Below are 22,006 nucleotides of genomic sequence, written 5' to 3'. Positions count from 1 at the left end.
ATACTCCCCGTAAACGAATGACGATTAATTTTGGATTGATGATTAAATGATAATTCTTTTTAGTTGTTTTTCTAATTCTTGGACTCCCATTTCTGTAGCCATTGCACGAGTATGATATTCTAATGCTTCTAACTCTATTCGCTGTGCTTCGCTTTCAGAAACCGTATTTTCGTTAATATGAAAAATTAATGTGTAGTAAAATTTAACATACACCTCTATATTTAAATCACTTCTGTAAAGTCCTTCTCGGATTCCTTTTTCGATATTATCTCTAAAACATTGCGTGCATTGATCAATTTCGTGAGAGAGGATATTTTGATAAATTTCTGGATAATGTTTTTTTAATTGATAAATCGGCGACGTATCAATATTGTTTTTAAACATATCGCGAAACATTTCTCTAATTTCAAAATTTTCATGGATCGCATTGTAATTTTTGGCTACGATGCTGTCCATAATTTCGTGAACTTGTCTATGAACCATTGAGGTGCTTTCCTCAATCAAAACTTCTTTATTGCAGAAATACTTATAAATCGTTTTTTTCGAAATACACATTTCACCAGCAATATCATCCATCGTAACACTCTTAAAACCAAGCTTTAAAAATAACTCGCTTGCTTTTGAAATTATTTTCTCTTTCATTTTTAATTCTCAAATTGTATTACAAATATAGTTTGGAAACTAAAATCAAAAAAATAGTTTCCGATAAATTTGTAATAATTTTTACATTAATTTATTCAATTCGTACGATTTATATGCTAAATTCTAAATTCGCGACAATATTAATGTCTTTTCCTAATGCTGCTCCGTGATGATTAAATGAACTGTATTCTAACCCAAAATCTTGACGTTTGATTTTTCCTTTAATTTCAAAAGCTACTTTTTTCTCCCCGTTATAGATATTTTCACCTAGAAATTCAGCGTCTAATTCTACCACTCTGGTAACGTCTTTTATAGTCAAATCTCCTTTAAAGAAATTGATGTTTTGATTCACTTTTTGAAATGAAGTCGATTTGAAGCTGATAATTGGATGTTCATCTTCTTCAAAAAAATCCTGAAGCTGTAAATAAGCATCAATAGATTGGAAACTTTCATTTTTATTATTAATATCCAAAGAGAATTCAACCGAAGCATCTTCGATTTCATTGTCTTCAATATCCACATATCCATCAAATCTATTTGCAGTTCCTCCCATATAAGCAGTTCTAGATCGTCTCATTTCTAATAAAACGTCTGATTGGCTAGAGTCTAAGGTCCATTTTGTTTTCATAAACAACTGATTTTGTTTGATTTATAAATCATTCTGTTTTTAACGGAAACTTTTACAGTGTTCTAAGTTTCCAAATTTATGGTGCAAATATAAACAGGAAACTCTAAACACCAAAAAAGTTTCCATGTTTTTTAAAAATAATTTTAACATATTAAAAATGAGAATGCTCAAAGTCCCGAAATCCTTAAAAACTTCTTTTAATACTTTTCTCGACTAGATAATTCATAATTGAATTGTATCTTTGAGCCTCATAAATCAGATTTTTCCATTTTATGCACGATATTAGTCAGTACCAGGATTTTTTTATAGAATATTTACAAAAACAAAACATTCACAAAGAACCTTTTAATCTTTACGAACCAATAGAATACATTTTAGGTCTTGGCGGAAAACGCATTCGCCCAGTCTTAACGTTAATGGCTTCTGAAGTTTTTGATACCGACTATACAAAAGCACTGCCGGCTGCAATGGCTGTAGAGGTTTTTCATAATTTTTCTCTTGTTCATGATGATATTATGGACGATGCTCCTTTAAGAAGAGGGCAGGTTACTGTTCATGAAAAATGGAATTTAAATACCGGAATCCTTTCTGGAGACGCAATGTTGATTTTGGCTTATCAGTATTTTGAGCAATATGAGCCAAATGTTTTTAGAAATCTTGCAAAATTATTCAGTAAAACGGCTCTTGAAGTTTGTGAAGGACAACAATGGGACGTTGATTTTGAAACTCGAAAAGACGTTACAATTCCTGAATATTTAAAAATGATTGAATACAAAACAGCTGTTTTGGTTGCTGCTGCAATGAAAATGGGTGCGATTGTAGCCGAAACTTCAGAAAATGAAGCCGATTTAATCTACGATTTCGGACTTAATTTAGGTTTGGCTTTCCAGCTTCAAGATGATTATCTGGATGCTTTTGGAGATCCAGCAACTTTTGGAAAACAAGTTGGAGGCGATATCATAGAGAACAAAAAAACCTATTTATATTTAAAAGCTTTAGAGTTTTCGTCAAGCGAAAAAGCATTAGAATTAGAACAATTATTTACTTTACAACTAGATGATAATTCTGAAAAAATTGAAACTGCAAAGGCAATTTTTAACGAATCCGGCGCTTCAAAAGCAACGCAAGATGCTATTGAAATGTTCACTTTAAAAGCTTTTGAAACTTTAGAAAAAATGGAAATCAGCGCTGATAAAAAAGATGTTTTAAGAACTTTCGGCGAAAATTTAATGGGACGAAAAGTTTAGTTTTTTAGCTGCAGATTAAAGGATTTCATGGATTAATCTTGGAAATCCTTTAATCTTCGGCAATCTTTTACATAAACAAATCCGACAAGTTTTAAAAACCTGTCGGGTTTGTTGTTTTCAGAAGACTGTTTTACTAAAAAAGTTCATCAGGATCAACAAGATCTGATAATTTTTGTTTTAAATCCTCTTTTAGAATTGTCAAACCAAATTGATATGATGCGTTCATCCATCCAAAACCTTCTTCGGTTATATAATTAAATTCGGTTCCTACGTTTCCGTATTCTGCGAAAATTTTGTGTGAGCTTATCGATAAATCAAACTTTTCCGGAATTGTTCCGTTGTAATCAACTGCATTTCTGGTTATAAGCCACAGCCAGCGATAGACCATTTCTTGTGCTTCATCATTAAAATTATAATTTAAAAGCCCTTTCCACAAAAGCATTTGATGCGGCGCCCAGCCAAACGGATAATCCCATTGTCGTATAGGAGCATTTTCATGAACACCTTCAATTGATTCTTTGGTGCTTCCTGCAATGCCGCCTTTCATTTTAAATTTTGGAAGTGTCTTTTTTACCAAAATTTCTGCTTGTTCTTGCGTGCTTATTTTTGCCCAAAGCGGATAAAATGTGGTCGCAGCATCGAAAACATGCTGTTTTTCATTCACAAAATCATAATCGTAATAAATTCCGTTTTCAGGATTCCATAACAATTTGTTTATTTTTTCTTTTCTCGCAGAAGCTTTTTGCAGCCAATATTCGCTTGAAAAAGATTTATCTTCAAAATACTGAAATTCATTTTTAAAATATTTCTGAATCAAAAAAGCAATATCAGTTTCATATTTATAAAGCAGGCTGTTAATGGCAACTGTATTTAAATTAGCACAGACTCCAACTAATCTATTGGTTGTATCGTGGCCGCTTTCGCGCATGCTTCGATCGTGAATAAAATATTTGTCGAGTTCTTCATCAACCACTTCTCTTTCCAGATATTTCTTTTCAAATTCGCGTGTCGATAAATTGTATTTGGGAGCATATTGTTCCAGAATGTCGTCAAAATGCCCTTCTTCCACTTCAAACGGAAGTCCAATTCCTTCTGCTTTATAACGATTTAAACCATTTGCTGTAAGTCGTTTTCCTTCTTCCATCCAAACCGTCAGATATTCTTTTATAGCGGTTTTTAAATGCCTTTCAATCCAAAAAATATCAGGATTTGACTTTTCTAAAACATCCATAATCAGCGATGTATACAATGGCGGCTGTGTACGGGTTAAATAATAACTTCGGTTTGCATTTAGAATTTTTCCGTAGTGATCGATTTGATATTTAAAGTTCTCGGCTATACCTAAAGCCAATTCAATTTTATCATCAATCAAAAGTCCTTTGGCGATAAAATAGCTGTCCCAGCCATACATTTCATTAAACCTGCCGCCGGGAACCACGAACGGAACTCCTGAGATTTCATTGTTTTTAATTTGAAGCGCCAAAGCCAGAATTCCAGGTTTTTTGTTAAGCGATAAAACATATTCTGGAGAAATATTTTTAGGCAATTGCACCACTTTTAATTTGGGTGTTACGGCTTCTAATTTTTTGAAATAATCAAAAACAATTTCGTCGCCAAAAGGCACATACAAATAGGCAAATTCGTTTTCTATTTTATCATCTTCGAGGATTTTCTTTACGCCGGCAGCATCGATTGTTCGCGTAAGACCGTTCCAATACAAATCTTTGATTTTTCTTGAAATTCTTTTTACAGGATCTTCGGTGATTTCATTTAAATCTATTACGGCAAATTCAGTACTGTTTTTCTTGGCCAAAGCCAGTTCTTGCAATAAATTTGAAAGCTGATACGTCCCTTCAATCACGGCAGAATTTCCGTTTTCATCATTCAATAAAAACTTTTTAGGACCGTTGTCATCAATCGTGATTTTTTTATCGCCGTCGGTATCTTCCTGAAGCAATAATTTTTCGATGGTTTGGTTTATATGGAGTTTAAATTTCATCTTTTGCAGTAATTTTTTTTAGGATAAAAAAGGAAATCAATAATAAGGTCATTGGAATTAAGGTAAAATAAAAGGCTTTTTCCGGCCCTTCGTTTTTAAACAGCCATCCTGTTATTCTGGAACCTAATGTGCCGCCAAGAGCAGAAAAAATGACAATTAATCCGGTCATGGAACTTTGCAGGTTTTTAGGCAGTGCACTTAACACAATAGAATTTAATAACGGATAAATAGGCGCAATAAAAAGTCCGATTAAAGGAAATGCGAACCCAATTAATGGAATATCTGAAAGTGTATCAATATTTTTTACTTCTAATCCCACTGTTTTTGGAAGTACAAATGTGACCAAAAGCATGGCGCAGATAATGCAAAAACTTAAAACCCAAATCCAGTTTATTTTTTTAGTTACAATTCCGGCAATCAATCTTCCAACGGCTAATGAAACCGCCAGAATACTTGCCATCATAATACTTATATTTTCTGGCAGGTGAAGTACTTTGGTATTGAATGTAGGAAGCCATGAAAGTATTCCCTGCTCGATCATTACGAATAAGAACACGCTGACAACAAAAATAATGGTGAGCAGTTTTGCCATTAATTTAAACATCTGCAGAAAATCATCTTTGAGATTTACTCCTGCTGCTGTTTCGGTTTCTTCAAATTTTATAAAAAGTAAAAACAGAAAGGACAAAAACGATAATCCTGCCAATAGCCAATATACATTTAGCCATGAATTTGGATCTTTTTCGTTATTAAACGCTGGAAATAAAAAATAAGCCAGCGCAATTCCCACCATAAAAAAACCTTCAATACTGCTCATCAAAGCGTTGTGTTCTTTCTTGGTTTCGGTCACGGTTCCTATTAACGAATAAACGGAAACTTTTATCAGCGCAAAAGAAACTCCAACGGTGGCAAAAAGGATTTTAGCATTGTCGAATGAATTTCCAAAATACATAGAAATACAGGCCAAAGTAACCAAAGCTAATCCTGCAAGCATTGCTTTTTTATAGCCTATTCTTGGTAAAAAAGAAGCTATAAAAAAAGATACAATTGCAATTGGCATATCTTTAAAAGCTTCTAAAATACTGGCCTGAACTTCATCGACTCCATAATTTTTCTGTGATTTTAAAATCACAATCCCAACGCTGTTTAGTAAAATAGCGAAGACAAAATAATTGAGATAGAGGGAAATTTTAATTCCTATGTTTTTCATTTTTTTATTTTGTTTTGTCTGTGCGTTACTGCATGGAAATTAAACACATAGAAACATAGTTTACTTTATGTTTAAAGACGTTTCACTACATTAATTCACATAGCTATGTGTGGAAACTAGTTTTTTTCTATTTTTTTGATACTAAAATCTATGTTTCTATGTGGTTAAAAATTGTCTATGCTTTTTGGTTACGTTGCGGAGACGCACTGCTGTGCGTCTCTACATTCCTGTATTGTGTTACATTGTATTTTTATGTAAAGACGCACCGCAGTGCGTCTCTATAAATTTAAAAATTAATCGCTACCGAAAATCTAAAGGCACGTCCTAAAATAGGTCTTGCCATAAACACATCGCTCGCCGCAGATGTGGTTTGTCTCGGATCTCCTTCTGTCAAACCAATTTCATTGAATAAGTTCGAAGCATCTACCGCAAAACGAAGATTGTTATATGTGTAATTCAAACCTGCTCCCACTTCCTTGTAAGCCGGTAAAACTTGTTTGTTATCCTGATTGGTGAATTTTTTATCATAATAAGAAAACTGAACATACGCTGTAAAATCTTTTGTAATATCCACTTCTGGTCTTAGATTACAGAAAAACTTAGGGATTCTTCGTGCTGTATTTCCATTAAAATCAAAAGTAGAACCATCTGCATTTGTTCCTGTAAAGTTGTCGTATTCTGGTTTTTGAACTGTAAATGTAAAATTCAATTTTGCGAATTTATATCTCGCATTCGTTTCTACTTCAAGACCAATATTGTTTACATCGGCAAATTTATTTTCAGAAGATCCATCAGATAAAATATCAGTAAAAGCAACATTTTTTAAATTCATGTGAAACAAGTTGGCATTTACAGAGAAGAAAGAATTTGAATATTTATAACCTAATTCAAACTGATTTACTTCTGTATTTTCCAATTTGCTCAAATCGGCTGCATTATCATAAAATGATTCCTCGATTGGCGATCTAAAACCGTGGCTGTAACGCACGTAAGAAGCCATATTATCATTAAATTTATAATTTCCCGCTGCTGTATATGACCACTCGCTTACATCATATCTCCAATACGTGTACGGATTTCCTTTTACGGTTGTTACCGCATCATCGGCAGTATTATTGTCTAAAATCCCTAAGTCTTCAGCAAAAAATCTGGCGTTGTCTCTGTATCCTGAATATTTGTCTTTATTGTATCGTAAACCAGCATTAAAAGTTAGTTTATCTGTTGCTTTGATTTCCGCATCAGCATAAATATCATTCAAAAGACCTTTTGTCTGCGCGTCTCTTTCTAACCATGTAATTCTTTCTACACCATTCCAAGTATGTTGAACCCCAGTTGTATTATCGGTAACATTTAATAATCTCGGATTGTCTGAAACACCTACTAAATAAGAATTCCAGTTCCAATATTGATTTGATTTCCAGTTAGAATAGTAATAACCCGCTGTTAGTTTTACAGGATCTAAATCAAAAGAAAAAGAGAAATTATTAGCAAAATTGCTCATCTTTTTCTCGATGTGCCAAAGATCTGCTCTCATAATTAAAGCGTTTTGATCCAGAGTCTCTCCATTGTCTACGTAGCTGTATGTTAAGTTACTTGCGGTTGTATTTTGAACACCTGTTGCATAAGCCTCTTGTGTCCAAGGTCCGCCATTAGGGAAAATAGCATTGTAATTTAAATCGATGCTGGTTTGCTTGAATGCATTTTTGAAAGTAACTTTCTCTGAAATTTTCTTTTTAAACTCAGCTCCAATTGAGTTGATAATTGGATGTGAACCATCTTCTAAATCGGCACTGAAAGTACCGCCTCCGTATTGAGGAACATTTAAATGACTTAAATTTACTGAAGTCAACGTTCCGTAATTTGGATTAAATCCCGGAATTCCTTCTACTTTTCCGTTGTTGCTTTTTAAAGGAATTGGTAAATAGAATGTATTTCTGTCGTCAAGATGTTTGAAGTTAATTCTTAAATAATCGTTATCGTCAAATTTATAAGTAATATTTCCTTTTATTTGTCCGCCTTTATTCGCTGTAAAACCTGTGTTTCTAACGCCGTTATCGGTTCTGTAAAATCCTCCGACATTAAAAAACAATTTATCCTGAATTAAAGCACCAGATAAATTCAAATCAGTTCTAAACATTCCGTAATCAGAAGTTGTGAATTTTGCTCTTCCCTGAAAATCGTTTTGACCTGTTTTTGAAATAAAGTTGATAATTCCACCAGGCGCATTATTTGCAAAAATTGAGGCAGAACCTCCACGAACCGCTTCCATTTTGCTTACCGTTTCATCTAGTCGGTAAAAAGTATCGGCATTTGCAAATTGTAAAGCACCATCTTCAAAAACTGGTAATCCATCTTCCTGAATCTGTACATATTCGTAAGCTCCTGCGGATGGAATACCTCTTGCGAAAAGGTTATTTCCGATTTCACCTCCAGATGCTTCAACCACAAATCCTGGAATAGTCTGTAATAATGCTGCCGTACTCGACGGCGCTCTGTCCTCGATTGCTTTGGCTCCCATTGTTGTAATGGCAACACTCGATTCTAATTTAGATCTTGGAGCAGATGAACCTGTTACAACAACTTCTTTCAAACTCTGCGATTCGGTTTCTAAAAGTAAATCTGCCGTTACAGATTCTCCTTCTTTTACTGAAATTTCTTTTTTATACGTTTTGTAACCCACATTTGTGGCTTCTACAAAATAGTTTCCGGCAATAACATCGGTAAAAATATAATGTCCGTTTTCGTCTGTGATTACATTTTTCCCTTTGTCTTTTAAAGATACATTAGCCCCCGGAATCGATTGTCCGGTTTCATCTACTACTTTTCCCGATACTGTATTTTTTGCCTGCGCAAATGTCTTATTTTGAGCAGTAATCAGGCATATTATCAAAAATAATATCTGTAAATAATAATGCTGTTTTTTCATTTTGGTTTGGTTTCGTTAGTAAAACTTTCATTTCATAGATGTAAACTTAAAGACTAATTAACTTGAAATTAAGAATTAAAAATCGAAAACGTTTTCGAAATCACCTAAAACGTTTTCGAAAATTTATTTTTAGATTATGAAATTTATTTTTTAGTACATTTATTTTATGAATGACACTAAACTAATAGATATAGCTTCGGCATTAGGTATATCGGTTACGACTGTTTCAAAGGCTCTTAAAGGGTATACAGACATTAGCAAATCGACTCGTGCTAAGGTTCTTGAAATGGCCGAGACGATGAATTATATCCCTAATTCTGTTGCCGTTAATCTTCGAACTAACGAAACCAAAACTATTGGTGTCATTATTCCGGCAACGGTTCATCACTTTTTTTCGAGTGTTTTGAATGGAATTTTAGAAGAAGCCGAAAAAAGAGGTTATCTGGTTATTATTCTGCAATCAAATGAAAAATATGAACTTGAGAAAAAACAACTTGCTTTATTGATTCAGAAACGTGTTGACGGCGTTTTAATGTCACTTTCTAATGAAACAGATGATTTCTCTCATATTAATGATGCGATCCGAAAAAATACTCCGGTCGTTTTGTTTGATAAAATTGCGAAAAGAGTAGATTGTTCTAAAGTGGTTATTAATGATGCCAAAGCTGCTTTTGATGCTGTTTCGTACCTTATTAATAAAGGTTATAAAAAAATCGCTCATTTTAGAGGTTCGTATGTTCCTCAAAATTCAATTGATCGCTTTTTAGGTTATAAAAGAGCACTAGAAGCCCACGGAATTGAGTATGATTCGAAACTCGTTTACGTGTGCGACAATAATACCGATTTTGAAGACGGCTACGAGAACGCGCAAAAAATCATGACTGAACATCCTGATATCGATGCCATTTTTGCCATTACCGATTTAGTCGCTATCGGAATTATAAAATATTTTAATGAAGCGGGAATAAAAACACCGGATCAGGTAGCTGTTTTTGGTTTTAGCAACTGGTTTATGAGTACTGTAATTTCGCCTAAATTAACGACAATTGACCAGCCTGGATTTGAAATGGGACACACTGCGGTTTCTATTTTAATTGATGAAATTGCTGATATAAAAGAGAACAGAAAGGTGGAGCATCAAATTATAGAACTTCCTACAAGAATCATAGAAAGAGAATCGACTGTAAAATGATTTTTTAGTTTTAACTTTGCGCAAATTCTTAAAAAGCATCAATGTTTCCGATTCCTGAAAATACCGATTTTTTATTGGCTGATGCCGAAAAAGAAAATTTATATCTAAATCTTATCGAACAGATAAATAAGGATTTTAATCTGGCAAATGAAGGCATCGATTTTCCGTTAAGCATTTCGCCTGATGAATTAAAAATACAGCTCCACGAAAAAATATATCGAATGATTCAGTACAAATTTGCTGAATATTTAAACCTTCTTTATATTATTGATGTACCAGAAAATGAGATAAAAAGTCTTGATGGATCTGATTTGGTAATTCTGGCTGAACAGGTTGCTTTTTTGATTTTGAAGAGAGAATGGCAGAAAGTTTGGTTTAGGAATTTTTATAAATAAAGGTGCTAAGATACTAAGATCCTGAGCTGCTAAGTTTTTTAACTATACTTTTACAAATAAATATTACTCTTCTACCAAAATACTATAATTTTCTGGTCTTACGATTTTTTGTAGTTTGTCTAATTCTGTCCAATGTCCAAAATCTTCAGTTGTAGCTTTACTGTTTATAATCTGGAAACGACCGTTTTTAAAACAAATCTTTGCTATTCCAACTGTTTTTCTATTCTTTTTAAAAATAAAAATATCTCTGTATTCGGCAATACAGGCACAAGCATCATGTTTTAATGAATCTTTTTCACTAAATACATTTTCAATCTTTTTTTGCTGATGAAGTGAAAGATTACTTTTTACGTAATGATGTTTTAATAGTGTTTTTCCAAAATCATTTTTAGGAATTGAATCTGGAAAACTATAGACGAAAATTTTAAAAAGCTCTTCCTCCTTTTTACTTGTTTTTTTGGCTCGACCTAATTTAAAAAAGTCATCCTCAGAAAAATTCAAGTAATAATGATCAATTTCATCAGAATCAAAAAAAGGTTGTAATTCTTTTTTTACAACCTTTTCCTTTTCAATGTTTGACTTCTTTGAATTATTACAGCTTAAAGCTAAAATCGCTATAATTATAAAAGTATATTTTTTCAAATCCCTACATTTAAAACCTTAGAAACTTAGTATCTCAGTGCCTTAGCAACTTAAAAATAAACCCTCACGAAAGGCATAAATCCAGAACCGTAAAGACTTCTGTCTGGATCGTAAAGCACATCATAACGTGCACCGATTGTCACGTTTCCGGTTCTGTAACCAGCACCTAGATATAAAGCGGTATTCCAAAAATTGTCTGAATATTGAGGGAAACCATTTCTTGCATTGTAATCGGTGTTAACACGAACTTGTTCTAATTCGGCAGATAATTGTACTTCTGGAATCGGATTTACCAATGTTATTAAACTTCCTCCATAAACGTAAGATTCATAATAGTTTCGCGAATTTAAATATCCAAATTGAAGTCCAACACCGACCGCTACAATTTGATTTACATTATAAATAGCACTCGGCATTACAGAAATGTCGGTATAACCAGATCCAATTCCTAGACCTAAACCGCCTCCAAACTGAACTTTATCCCAAAAATGATTTTTGTTATCAATAACATACGCTTGTTGTGCACTTGCAAAACTTGAGAATAAGACTGTCAAAATCACAAAATAATATTTGCAATCGATTGAAAATTGAATTTTATTCATACTTAACGTTTATTTTAACAAATTTTTACGTAAAAGTACGTAAAAAAAAGATTTAAATAAATGTGATTGTTGTACTTTTGCCTTTCTATATAACAAAAAGTATATTCACTCATATTATGGATAGGTTTTCATTTTTAAACGCAGCGCATACCGAGTTTTTTGCACAATTATACGATCAATATTTAGTAAACCCAGACAGCGTAGAGCCTAGCTGGAGAAGTTTCTTTCAAGGTTTTGACTTTGGACAAACAACTTATAACGACGAAAACCCTGTGCAAACTATCGTTGAGTACGTGACTAGCGACAATACAGATTACAGTCAGGTTTCAGAAAAACTAAAAAAAGAATTCAACGTTCTAAAATTAATTGACGGATACCGTACGCGCGGGCATTTATTCACGAAAACAAATCCTGTTCGTGACCGTAGAACTTCTTCTCCAACTTTGGATATTGAAAACTTCGGATTATCTTCAGCAGATCTTAATACAGTTTTTGATGCTGCACAGACAATAGGCATGACACCTTCTTCTCTTGAAGCAATTGTAAATCGTCTTAAAGCAATTTACTGTCAGCATATTGGTATTGAATATATGTATATCAGAAATCCTGGCGTTGTAAAATGGATTCAGGATAAATTGGCTGTAAATGTTAACCAGCCTAATTTTTCTACAGAAGAAAAGAAAACAATCTTAAATAAATTAAACGAAGCTGTATCTTTTGAAAACTTCCTTCATACTAAATATGTGGGTCAAAAACGTTTCTCATTAGAAGGTGGAGAATCTATCATCCCAGCTCTTGACGCTTTGATCGAGCAAGCTGCTGAAAAAGGTGTTGAACAATTTGTAATGGGAATGGCTCACCGTGGTCGTTTGAATGTTTTGGCAAACATCTTCGGAAAATCTACTCAGGATATTTTTGGTGAGTTTGACGGTAAAGATTACGATCAGGAATATTTTGATGGTGACGTAAAATACCACTTAGGTCTTACTGCTGACAAAAAAACAAGAACTGGAAAAAGCATCAACATCAACTTAGCACCAAACCCTTCTCACTTAGAAACAGTTGGAGCTGTTATTGAAGGTATTACCAGAGCAAAACAAGATAAATATTACGCTGACGATTTCTCTAAAGTTTTACCAATCGCTGTTCACGGTGATGCTGCAATTGCAGGACAAGGTATTCTTTACGAAATCATTCAGATGGCGCAACTTGACGGTTACAAAACTGGAGGAACAATCCACATTGTAATCAACAACCAAGTTGGATTTACAACTAACTATTTAGATGCTCGTTCATCTACTTATTGTACAGACGTTGCTAAAGTAACTTTATCTCCAGTATTACACGTAAATGCTGATGACGCTGAGGCAGTTGTACACGCTGTATCTTTTGCATTAGACTACAGAATGCAATTTGGACGTGATGTATTTATCGACCTTTTAGGATATAGAAAATATGGACACAACGAAGGTGACGAACCTCGTTTTACGCAGCCAGTTTTATATAAAATCATTGCTAAACATAAAAACCCAAGAGATATTTATGCTGAGAAATTACTTTCTGACGGTGTAATCGATGCTTCTTATGTTAACGGGTTAGAAAAAGAATACAAATCTAGACTTGAAGAAAACTTAGAAGCTTCTCGTAAAAAAGATTTGACTATCATTACTCCATTCATGAAAAACGAATGGGAAGGATTTGTTCAGGTTACTGACACACAAATGCTTCAAAAAGTAGATACAACTTTTGCTAAAGAAGGTTTAGATTCTATTATCAATACAATTTCAACTTTACCAGAAGATAAAAAATTCATCAACAAAATCACTAAAATTGTATCTGACAGAAAAGCAGGTTATGATAACAATACTATTGATTGGGGAACTGCAGAAGCATTAGCTTATGGTTCACTTTTAACGGAAGGATTTGATGTTCGTATTTCTGGACAAGACGTAGAGCGTGGAACTTTCTCTCACCGTCACGCGGTTGTTAAAGTTGAAGATTCTGAAGAAGAAGTAGTTCTATTAGATGGCATTGAAAACAAAAAAGGAAACTTTGGCGTATTCAATTCTCTTTTATCAGAGTACGGTGTTCTAGGTTTTGATTATGGATATGCATTAGCAAATCCGAAAGCATTAACAATCTGGGAAGCACAATTTGGAGATTTCTCTAACGGTGCTCAAATTATGATTGACCAGTATATTTCTTGTGGAGAAGACAAATGGAACAATCAAAACGGCATAGTAATGTTGTTGCCTCACGGATATGAAGGACAAGGTGCTGAGCACTCTTCTGCAAGAATGGAGCGTTACTTACAACTTTGTGCAAGACAAAATATGTATGTTGCGGACTGTACAACACCAGCAAACTTCTTCCACTTGTTGAGAAGACAAATGAAAACTAATTTCCGTAAACCATTGGTAGTTTTTTCTCCAAAAAGTTTATTACGTGATCCAAGATGTGTATCTACAGTTGAGGAACTAGCAAACGGAAGTTTCCAAGAAACAATTGACGACAATGCAGTAGACAAAAAGAAAGTAAAAACTTTAGTTTTCTGTACAGGTAAATTCTACTATGATATTGTTGCTGAAAGAGAAAATAACGGAAGAAATGACGTTGCAGTTGTTCGTATCGAGCAATTATTCCCTTTCCCTGTTGAGCAGATTAAAGAAATTATTGCAAAATATCCAAATGCAGATGATTATGTTTGGGCTCAGGAAGAACCTAAAAACATGGGAGCTTACAGCTTTATGTTAATGAACTTTGATCTTGTAAAATGGAGATTAGCTTCGTTAAAAGCATACGCTGCTCCTGCATCAGGAAGTTATACACGTGCAAAACGTCGTCACGCAGATGCAATCAGAATGGTATTCGATAAAGATTTATTTAGATAATTAAAAAATAGTTTCAAGTTTAAAGTTTCAGGTTTAATGTTAACGTGAAACTTTAAACAACACAAACCTTAAACAAAAAAATAAGATGATTTTAGAAATGAAAGTCCCATCACCAGGGGAATCAATAAAAGAAGTTGAAATTGCAACTTGGTTAGTAAAAGACGGTGATTATGTAGAAAAAGATCAGGCTATTGCTGAAGTTGATTCAGATAAAGCTACTCTTGAATTACCTGCTGAAATGAGCGGTGTAATTACATTAAAAGCAGAAGAAGGTGATACAGTTGCAGTTGGTGCAGTAGTTTGTTTAATTGATACAGATGCAGCAAAACCTGCAGGTGACGCTCCAGCAGCTGAAGCTCCTAAAGCAGAAGCACCAAAAGCGGAGGCTCCAAAGGCAGAAGCACCGAAAGCAGAGGCTCCAAAAGCAGCTCCGGCAGCAACAAGCTATGCAGCAGGAACTCCTTCTCCAGCAGCAAGAAAAATATTAGACGAGAAAAATATAGCGCCTGCAACCGTTTCTGGAACTGGAAAAGGCGGTAGAATTACTAAAGATGATGCTGTAAATGCTGTACCTTCTATGGGAACTCCAACAGGAGGAAGCCGTGGTACTGAGCGTACAAAATTATCAATGTTACGTCGTAAAGTAGCTGAAAGATTGGTTTCTGCTAAAAACGAAACAGCAATGTTGACTACTTTCAACGAAGTAAACATGACGCCAATTAACCAAATTCGTAACGAATACAAAGATGCTTTCAAAGCAAAACATGGTGGTTTAGGTTTAGGTTTCATGTCATTCTTTACAAAAGCAGTTACAAGAGCTTTACAATTATATCCAGATGTTAACTCTATGATGGATGGTGACTACAAAATCGCTTACGATTTTGCTGATATTTCAATCGCAGTTTCTGGACCAAAAGGTTTAATGGTTCCTGTTGTTCGTAATGCTGAACTTTTAACTTTCCGTGGAATTGAAGCTGAAATCAAAAGATTAGCTTTAAGAGCTCGTGATGGTCAAATTACAGTTGACGATATGACTGGAGGAACTTTCACAATCACTAACGGTGGTGTTTTCGGAAGTATGTTATCTACTCCAATTATCAACCCTCCTCAATCAGGAATTTTAGGAATGCACAACATTATTGAGCGCCCGATTGCTGTAAACGGAAAAGTTGAAATTCACCCAATGATGTATGTGGCTCTTTCTTACGACCACAGAATCATTGACGGACGTGAATCTGTTGGTTTCTTAGTTGCTGTAAAAGAAGCTTTAGAAAACCCATTAGAATTATTGATGAATGGCGATGCTAAACGTGCTTTAGAATTGTAATCCTAAGCATTTTAATTATACCAAACCCTGCTCTTTACCGAGCAGGGTTTTCTTTTTTAAGTTAATTCTTATTTAAGGATATTTTAAACTAATTTTAAGGTATTTAATTTGGAATAAATAAAAATAAAGTTTGTTTGATAAGCAATCAAGGCTTACATTTGCGCTATTAAAATCAATTCTAAATAAAATGAAATTAAAATTTACAATTTCTTTTTTGAGTCTTTGTCTTGCTTTATTAACCAGCGTGTCTGTTTTAGCCCAAGAAAAAGCAACCATAAAAGGTCAAATTAGCTTGACAAATGGTCAAGCTGCAGATAATGTTTCTATTACATTAAAAGGAACAAAAATTGGAACTACGACAGACGAAAATGGTTTCTATGAAATTAAAAATATTAAACCTGGTAACTATGTAATTAAAGTTTCTGGTGTTGGTTATTCTTCTAAAGAAAAAAGCGTTACGTTAAATAGTGGTGACTCAATTATCGAGGATTTTAAAATCAGTGAAAATTCTCAGGAATTAAACGAAATTGTTGTAAATGGAAACAAAAAAAATCCATTAGCACGTAAAGAAACACAACAAGTATCAAGATTGCCTCTTAAAAATCTTGAAAATCCACAAGTATATACTACAATTACTAGTGAACTTTTAAAAGAGCAAGTGGTTACAAATATCGATGATGCACTTAAAAATGCACCAGGATTATCTCCGCTTTGGGCTTCTACTGGACGTGGTGGTGACGGTGCAGGTTATTTCTCTTTAAGAGGATTTGCTGTGCAGCCAACTATGACAAATGGATTACCTGCTTTAAATAACGGAAGTATAGATCCTGCAAATATTGATAAAATTGAAGTTATTAAAGGACCTTCTGGAACTCTATTCGGAAGTAGTTTAATTTCTTACGGAGGTTTAATCAACTTAACGACTAAAAGACCTTACGATCATTTTGGAGGAGAAGTAAGCTATACAGCAGGAAGCTTTGGATTAAATCGTGTAACTGCAGACGTTAATACTCCTGTAGATGATGAACACAAAATTAATTTCAGAATTAATACTGCGTATCATACAGAAAACAGCTTTCAAGATGCTGGATTTAGAAAATCATTTTTCTTTGCTCCATCTTTATCTTACCAAGCTAGCGACAGACTTTCGTTCTATATCAATACTGAATTCATGAACAACAAACAGACGAATGCTACTATGTTGTTTTTAGACAGAGGTGCACCGTTAAGAGTTCATAATATAAATGAATTAGGTTATAACAACAAACGTTCTTATACAAGTAACGAACTTGCAATTGAAACCCCTTCTTACTCTCTTCAAGGGCAGATGAATTACAAAATCTCTGATCAATGGACTTCTCAAACTGTTCTATCTAGAGGATCATCTAAATCTGAAGGGTATTATACTTATTTATATGAAGGTACACAATTTTTTCCTGCACAAGTAAGTGAAGGAATTGTTTTGGGACGTTCAATGAATTATCAAAATACAACAACCTTAACAACAGATATTCAACAAAACTTTATTGGCGATTTTAAACTTGGAAACTTAAGAAACAGAATCGTTGTTGGTTTTGATTACTTTAACAGAGGTCAAGTTGATAATGGTTCTGGATATGTATCAAATGGAAGAGTTTATATTGGAAACCTTGATTTAGCAACTGTAAACGAATATGTATTCGGCATTACAGATCCTGCACTATATATTACAAATGGTGATAGTGGTAACCTAACAAAAGCTGGTTCTGATAAACTTATAGCAGAAACTAATGCAAACAATAACAAAACAAAACAAGAAGTTATTAGTGCTTATGCATCAGATGTAATCAATATTACTCCTGCATTATCTGCAATGGCAAGTTTACGTGTAGATCGTTTTATGACTGCTGGTGACGTCACTACAAATGCTGATGATTTTAATCAAACTTCTTTCTCACCAAAATTTGGTTTAGTTTATCAGCCAATTATTGACAAAATTTCGATTTTTGCTAACTATATGGATGGTTTTACCAATACTGCTCCAACAACTGATACTGGTTTAGGCGGAATAGGTATCCCAAGAACTTTCAAACCAGAACATGCTAACCAATTTGAAATCGGAACTAAATTAAATGTTTTTAAAGATAAACTTTACGCAACATTTAGCTATTATGACATCAAAGTAACAGATCAGGTTTATACTGTATATGGTTCTACAGGCGGAGTACCAACTCAAACTTCTTTCCAAGATGGAGAACAAAGAAATAAAGGTTTTGAAGCAGAAATCGTTGCAAATCCAATTACTGGTTTAAACATTGTTGCAGGTTACAGCTATGTTGATGCTGTTTTAAATGCTGGAGACCCTTCTTTCGTAGGAAACAGACCAGAGAGTTCAGGACCAAGAAATACAGCAAACTTTTGGGCAAGCTACAAATTCCCTCAAGGAGATTTACAAGGTTTTGGTTTAGGTTTTGGTGGAAATTATGCTGACAAAAACTTAATCATGAACAGAAATGTTGTTGGTCAATTTGCAATCCCTTCTTATACTGTTTTAAACTCTTCTATTTTCTACGGAACAGAGAAATTTACGTTGACATTGAAACTAGACAATATTGCTAATGTTGATACTTACGATGGTTGGTCTACAATTCATCCAAAAAACATGAGAAGTGTATCTGCAAACTTCTCGTACAGATTTTAATAAAAAACATTCAAAAACACCTTTCTTTCATCGGAAAGGTGTTTTTTAAATTTCTAAGATTATGATTACTATCGCCAGCCTTATCGTTTTTTTAGCTTTTTACACTCTTTATTACACTTCAAAAAGAGCTGTTTTATCATATGATTTTGGTTTTGAAAAATGGATGAAAAACAATCCAAAACAAACTAAAATTACAGGTTTAGGATTACTATTGACTGCCTATGCATCGTGGCTTTACACACAGTCTTTATGCTGCGGGACTTTGATGTTTTTTATTCAATTAATGACTATCGGAAGCTTAATTATTATTTTGGCTCCTCTTAAAAAAGTAAACCATAAAGCACTTTTAGCTCTTTTTATAATCATTGCCATCTTAGAATTTTATTACGCTTAAATCAATTCACTAATGCCAGCAAATCCAAAATATTTAACTCCTGCTTTTTTGCCGCGTTTTCTTAAAATTACGGCTGCAATATTAGGCGGTTATTTCGTTGCCGTTTCTTTTCACCTTGCACTAGCAGCTTGGTTTAACCGAGCTAATGTCTTAATGACCATGGCATACAGCGGCTTTATACTTTGGGTTGCTCTTATGATCATTGCTTTTCTTGCTAAAAGCGGCTGGAAAATCTGGGGGATTTATATCCTGCTTACTTTAGTTTTCTGTCTTTTTATTTATCTAGGTCAAACATACCATCCAACGGCAAAATAATTTATGAATAACCGTCATTATAATATTTATTTCCATACACATACTGTCAGCGGTATCGTGATCAGCGTAGTTCTTTTTGTCATTTTCTTTGCTGGGTCTTTTTCTTTTTTTAGAGATGAAATCATCAATTGGGAAAGAAGTGAATCCACTGCAATTACAAGAGAAATTCAATTAGACTACAATAAGGCACTAAAAGATCTTGACAAAAAACATATTCTGCACGGACGAAATATTACGATTTCTAAACCTTCTGTAGAAGAAAGAGTTGCCGTTTACATGGAAGGGACCAGAGACACTTTGGCTCCAGCCAAACAAAAAGAAGGTTCATTTTTCTACCTTGACACTAAAAATTTTAAATCTTACACTTACGAAGAATCTTATTCTTTGGGAGAACTTTTATACCGTTTGCACTTTTTGGCGCAGATTCCATATCCTGCAGGATATTACCTTTCAGGATTTACTGCTCTATTTTTCTTATTTGCAATTGTAACCGGAGTTTTACTGCATTGGAAAAAAATTGTTTCAAACTTCTACATCTTCCGTCCAAAAGAAAAATTAAAAACACTTTGGACAGACGCCCACACCGCATTAGGAATGATTGGTCTTCCTTTTCAGTTTGTTTATGCTGTTACGGGTGCCTTTTTTATGATTAAACTTTTAATCGTTGCTCCGGCTGTAATGGCTCTTTATGAAGGTGATGACAAAAAGCTGTATCAAGAATTAGAATACAACGATCCTGATTATGCATTTGAATACAAAAAATTAGCGAATCCGTTTAATGTTAATGAATTAGTTGCAAAAGCAAAAAACAACTGGAAAGATTTCGAAATTACTAGAGTAATTGTTCAAAATTACGGAGATATTAATATGCACGTTTTAGTAGAAGGTGAATTATTGTCGCACAAGAAATTTGTCGGAGTTGGAAAAGTTGTTTATCGCGTATCTGACGGAAAGGAAATTGCTAAAAAAGATCCAATATCTCAAAACAATTATCTTGATGGTGTAAAAACAGTTTTATATCGTGTTCATTTTGGAGATTATGGCGGATATGCTTTAAAAATCATAAGCTTCGTTTTAGGAATTATAACATGTTTTGTTATTATTTCTGGTGTAATGATCTGGCTTGTGGCAAGACAAAAAAATAATCTTCCAGAAAAGAAAAGACGTTTCAATGCGGCCGTTGTTCGTATTTATTTAGCGATCTGTTTGAGTATGTATCCAATTACAGCTTTGGCTTTTATTGGAAGTAAAATCTTCTATCCTTTAAGCCAGTCTAATTTGTTTAGTCTTTATTTTGGAGGATGGTTATTGCTTGCAGTCTTTTTTATCTTCAAGAAGAATGATGGTTTTACCACTAAATTCTGTTTGATATCAGGAAGTATTTTAGGTTTTCTGATTCCAATAACAAACGGAATTGTCACTGGAAATTGGTTTTGGAATTCATTTATTCACAACCAAATTCAGATTTTCTTTATAGATGTATTTTGGATTGCTTTGGCTTCAATATCACTATATGTTGCTTATCATTTAAAACCTAAAAAAGCTGTTGCTTAATTTTTTACTGCAAAGGCGCGCTAAGACACTAAGTTTTTTAAGCTTTTAAAAACATAATTAATTTAATCTCGCGAAGACGCCAAGCCGCAAAGTAATACCAGAAAAACTTAGCGACTTGGCGTCTTTGCGAGATTATTCTTTTATAAGCATTTCAACTTATACGCAAAATACTTTAGAATAATTTGTCCCATATAGATTTTGAGCATACTTTTACGCTTTTAATCAAAAAATGGGATTCAAAACGCAAATACGATTTTTACATAAATGGCTTGGATTAATTTCTGGCCTTATTGTTTTTATAATCAGTATTACGGGCTGTATTTTTTGTTTTCATGACGAAATAAAAGATATTACAAGAAAAGAATGGCGATTGGTAGAACCAGAAAACAGAGCTTTTTTACCACCTTCTACCCTGCAGGAAAACGCCAAAAAAATTGTTCCTGATTTTAATGCTAGTATGGTCGCGTATTATGGTAAAAATCGTTCTGCCATAGTTTATACTTATTCTGGCGAAGAAAGTCAGTATTTATATTTTAATCCTTATAATGGAAAATTTCTAAAGTCTGAAAATCCTAAAACAGACTTTTTCATTATTGTAGAATATATTCATTTGTATTTACTGCTTCCCGATTACATCGGAAAGCATATTATTGGCGGCGCTACGATTATTTTTATTCTTTTATTGATTTCTGGAATCATACAATGGTGGCCAAAGAAAAGATCTGACATTAAAAGAAGTCTAACAATAAAATGGTCTGCAAAATGGCGTCGCGTTAATTATGATTGGCACAATACCTCTGGATTTTACATCTCTCTTATCGCTTTAATCCTTGCTATAACTGGACTTACTTTTACATACGAATGGGTTGGCGACGGAATTTACAAGTCTTTTAATTTTGGCGGCGATAAAGCAGCAGAAACCAAACTTCCCTCAATTGATAATACAAAGTTCAAAGCAAATTCGATAACAGCAATAGATCGTGCTTTTGTTCAAACAATGAAATTGAAACCAGAATCCGAAATGTTGTTTGTGATGATTCCGCAGCAAAAAGGCGATATTGTAAGTACTGGAGCTTATCCGCACACTTTAAGATACGATCACCAAAGCAATTATTATTTTCATCCGGAAAGCGGGAAATTAATTGAAAAACAACTTTTTGAAGACAAAAGTTTAGGCTTGCAGGTTGTAGAAATGAATTACGGAATTCATACCGGACAAATTCTAGACTTGCCAGGAAAAATTCTCGCTTTTATAGTAAGCCTGTTCGCCGCTACGTTGCCTGTTACTGGTTTTGTAATTTGGTACGGAAGAAATTATAAAAAGAAAAAGACATGAAAAAACCGCCTTGACGGGGCGGTTTT

Annotated in this window: 17 protein-coding genes; 10 read left to right on the top strand and 7 right to left on the bottom strand. The window is 33.8% G+C overall.

The features are described 5' to 3' along the window. Window positions 1-42: 42 nt before the first annotated feature. On the bottom strand, window positions 43-642 hold the full coding sequence (locus ACFSC2_RS11985; protein WP_379815205.1) for a TetR/AcrR family transcriptional regulator: 600 nt from the start codon (window positions 640-642) through the stop codon (window positions 43-45). Between the two features lie 109 nt (window positions 643-751). Further along, entirely contained in the window at window positions 752-1,270 is a 519-nt protein-coding gene (locus tag ACFSC2_RS11980; RefSeq protein ID WP_379815206.1) for a YceI family protein, read from the bottom strand. 272 nt (window positions 1,271-1,542) lie between these two features. Between ACFSC2_RS11980 and ACFSC2_RS11975 the strand changes: the two genes are divergently transcribed. Then, complete coding sequence (locus tag ACFSC2_RS11975) at window positions 1,543-2,517, top strand: polyprenyl synthetase family protein (protein ID WP_379815207.1); 975 nt, start codon at window positions 1,543-1,545, stop codon at window positions 2,515-2,517. Between the two features lie 133 nt (window positions 2,518-2,650). On the opposite strand, the gene ACFSC2_RS11970 is transcribed toward ACFSC2_RS11975, so the two are convergent. From ACFSC2_RS11970 to ACFSC2_RS11960, 3 genes are all read right to left on the bottom strand, one after another. After that, complete coding sequence (locus ACFSC2_RS11970; RefSeq protein WP_379815208.1) at window positions 2,651-4,516, bottom strand: trehalase family glycosidase; 1,866 nt, start codon at window positions 4,514-4,516, stop codon at window positions 2,651-2,653. Then, window positions 4,506-5,726, bottom strand: a complete 1,221-nt coding sequence (locus tag ACFSC2_RS11965) for an MFS transporter (RefSeq protein ID WP_379815209.1) — start codon at window positions 5,724-5,726, stop codon at window positions 4,506-4,508. The genes ACFSC2_RS11970 and ACFSC2_RS11965 overlap by 11 nt, the downstream gene beginning before the upstream one ends. A gap of 286 nt (window positions 5,727-6,012) precedes the next feature. Further along, entirely contained in the window at window positions 6,013-8,652 is a 2,640-nt protein-coding gene (locus ACFSC2_RS11960) for a TonB-dependent receptor (protein ID WP_379815210.1), read from the bottom strand. 166 nt (window positions 8,653-8,818) lie between these two features. Between ACFSC2_RS11960 and ACFSC2_RS11955 the strand changes: the two genes are divergently transcribed. Both ACFSC2_RS11955 and ACFSC2_RS11950 read left to right on the top strand, forming a co-directional pair. Further along, the gene (locus ACFSC2_RS11955) at window positions 8,819-9,844 is read left to right on the top strand and encodes a LacI family DNA-binding transcriptional regulator (protein WP_379815211.1); all 1,026 of its coding nucleotides are present in this window, start codon (window positions 8,819-8,821) and stop codon (window positions 9,842-9,844) included. Window positions 9,845-9,885: 41 nt separating this feature from the next. Then, complete coding sequence (locus ACFSC2_RS11950) at window positions 9,886-10,239, top strand: hypothetical protein (protein WP_379815212.1); 354 nt, start codon at window positions 9,886-9,888, stop codon at window positions 10,237-10,239. A gap of 63 nt (window positions 10,240-10,302) precedes the next feature. On the opposite strand, the gene ACFSC2_RS11945 is transcribed toward ACFSC2_RS11950, so the two are convergent. Together ACFSC2_RS11945 and ACFSC2_RS11940 are read right to left on the bottom strand one after the other, a co-directional pair. Beyond that, complete coding sequence (locus tag ACFSC2_RS11945) at window positions 10,303-10,881, bottom strand: hypothetical protein (RefSeq protein WP_379815213.1); 579 nt, start codon at window positions 10,879-10,881, stop codon at window positions 10,303-10,305. 50 nt (window positions 10,882-10,931) lie between these two features. Continuing rightward, window positions 10,932-11,483: a hypothetical protein gene (locus ACFSC2_RS11940; RefSeq protein WP_379815214.1), complete on the bottom strand. Its 552-nt coding sequence runs from the start codon at window positions 11,481-11,483 to the stop codon at window positions 10,932-10,934. Window positions 11,484-11,599: 116 nt separating this feature from the next. Between ACFSC2_RS11940 and ACFSC2_RS11935 the strand changes: the two genes are divergently transcribed. The 7 genes from ACFSC2_RS11935 to ACFSC2_RS11905 all read left to right on the top strand — a co-directional run bounded on the left by ACFSC2_RS11935 (window position 11,600) and on the right by ACFSC2_RS11905 (window position 21,980). Next, window positions 11,600-14,374, top strand: a complete 2,775-nt coding sequence (locus ACFSC2_RS11935; protein WP_379815215.1) for a 2-oxoglutarate dehydrogenase E1 component — start codon at window positions 11,600-11,602, stop codon at window positions 14,372-14,374. A gap of 85 nt (window positions 14,375-14,459) precedes the next feature. Next, on the top strand, window positions 14,460-15,701 hold the full coding sequence (gene odhB / locus ACFSC2_RS11930; RefSeq protein ID WP_379815216.1) for a 2-oxoglutarate dehydrogenase complex dihydrolipoyllysine-residue succinyltransferase: 1,242 nt from the start codon (window positions 14,460-14,462) through the stop codon (window positions 15,699-15,701). 187 nt (window positions 15,702-15,888) lie between these two features. Further along, complete coding sequence (locus ACFSC2_RS11925; RefSeq protein ID WP_379815217.1) at window positions 15,889-18,381, top strand: TonB-dependent siderophore receptor; 2,493 nt, start codon at window positions 15,889-15,891, stop codon at window positions 18,379-18,381. 61 nt (window positions 18,382-18,442) lie between these two features. Continuing rightward, entirely contained in the window at window positions 18,443-18,775 is a 333-nt protein-coding gene (locus tag ACFSC2_RS11920; RefSeq protein WP_379815218.1) for a hypothetical protein, read from the top strand. Between the two features lie 12 nt (window positions 18,776-18,787). Further along, on the top strand, window positions 18,788-19,090 hold the full coding sequence (locus ACFSC2_RS11915) for a hypothetical protein (RefSeq protein ID WP_379815219.1): 303 nt from the start codon (window positions 18,788-18,790) through the stop codon (window positions 19,088-19,090). Between the two features lie 3 nt (window positions 19,091-19,093). After that, the gene (locus ACFSC2_RS11910) at window positions 19,094-20,644 is read left to right on the top strand and encodes a PepSY-associated TM helix domain-containing protein (protein WP_379815220.1); all 1,551 of its coding nucleotides are present in this window, start codon (window positions 19,094-19,096) and stop codon (window positions 20,642-20,644) included. A gap of 229 nt (window positions 20,645-20,873) precedes the next feature. Beyond that, window positions 20,874-21,980 carry a PepSY-associated TM helix domain-containing protein gene (locus ACFSC2_RS11905; protein ID WP_379815221.1) on the top strand — a complete coding sequence of 369 codons (1,107 nt, stop codon included), beginning with the start codon at window positions 20,874-20,876 and terminating at the stop codon, window positions 21,978-21,980. Window positions 21,981-22,006 lie beyond the last annotated feature (26 nt).

Source organism: Flavobacterium artemisiae (assembly GCF_042678225.1).
GTDB classification, from domain to species: domain Bacteria; phylum Bacteroidota; class Bacteroidia; order Flavobacteriales; family Flavobacteriaceae; genus Flavobacterium; species Flavobacterium artemisiae.
The sequence above is the reverse complement of the archived record's forward strand: the minus strand, read 5'-3'. Positions and strand labels throughout refer to the sequence as shown.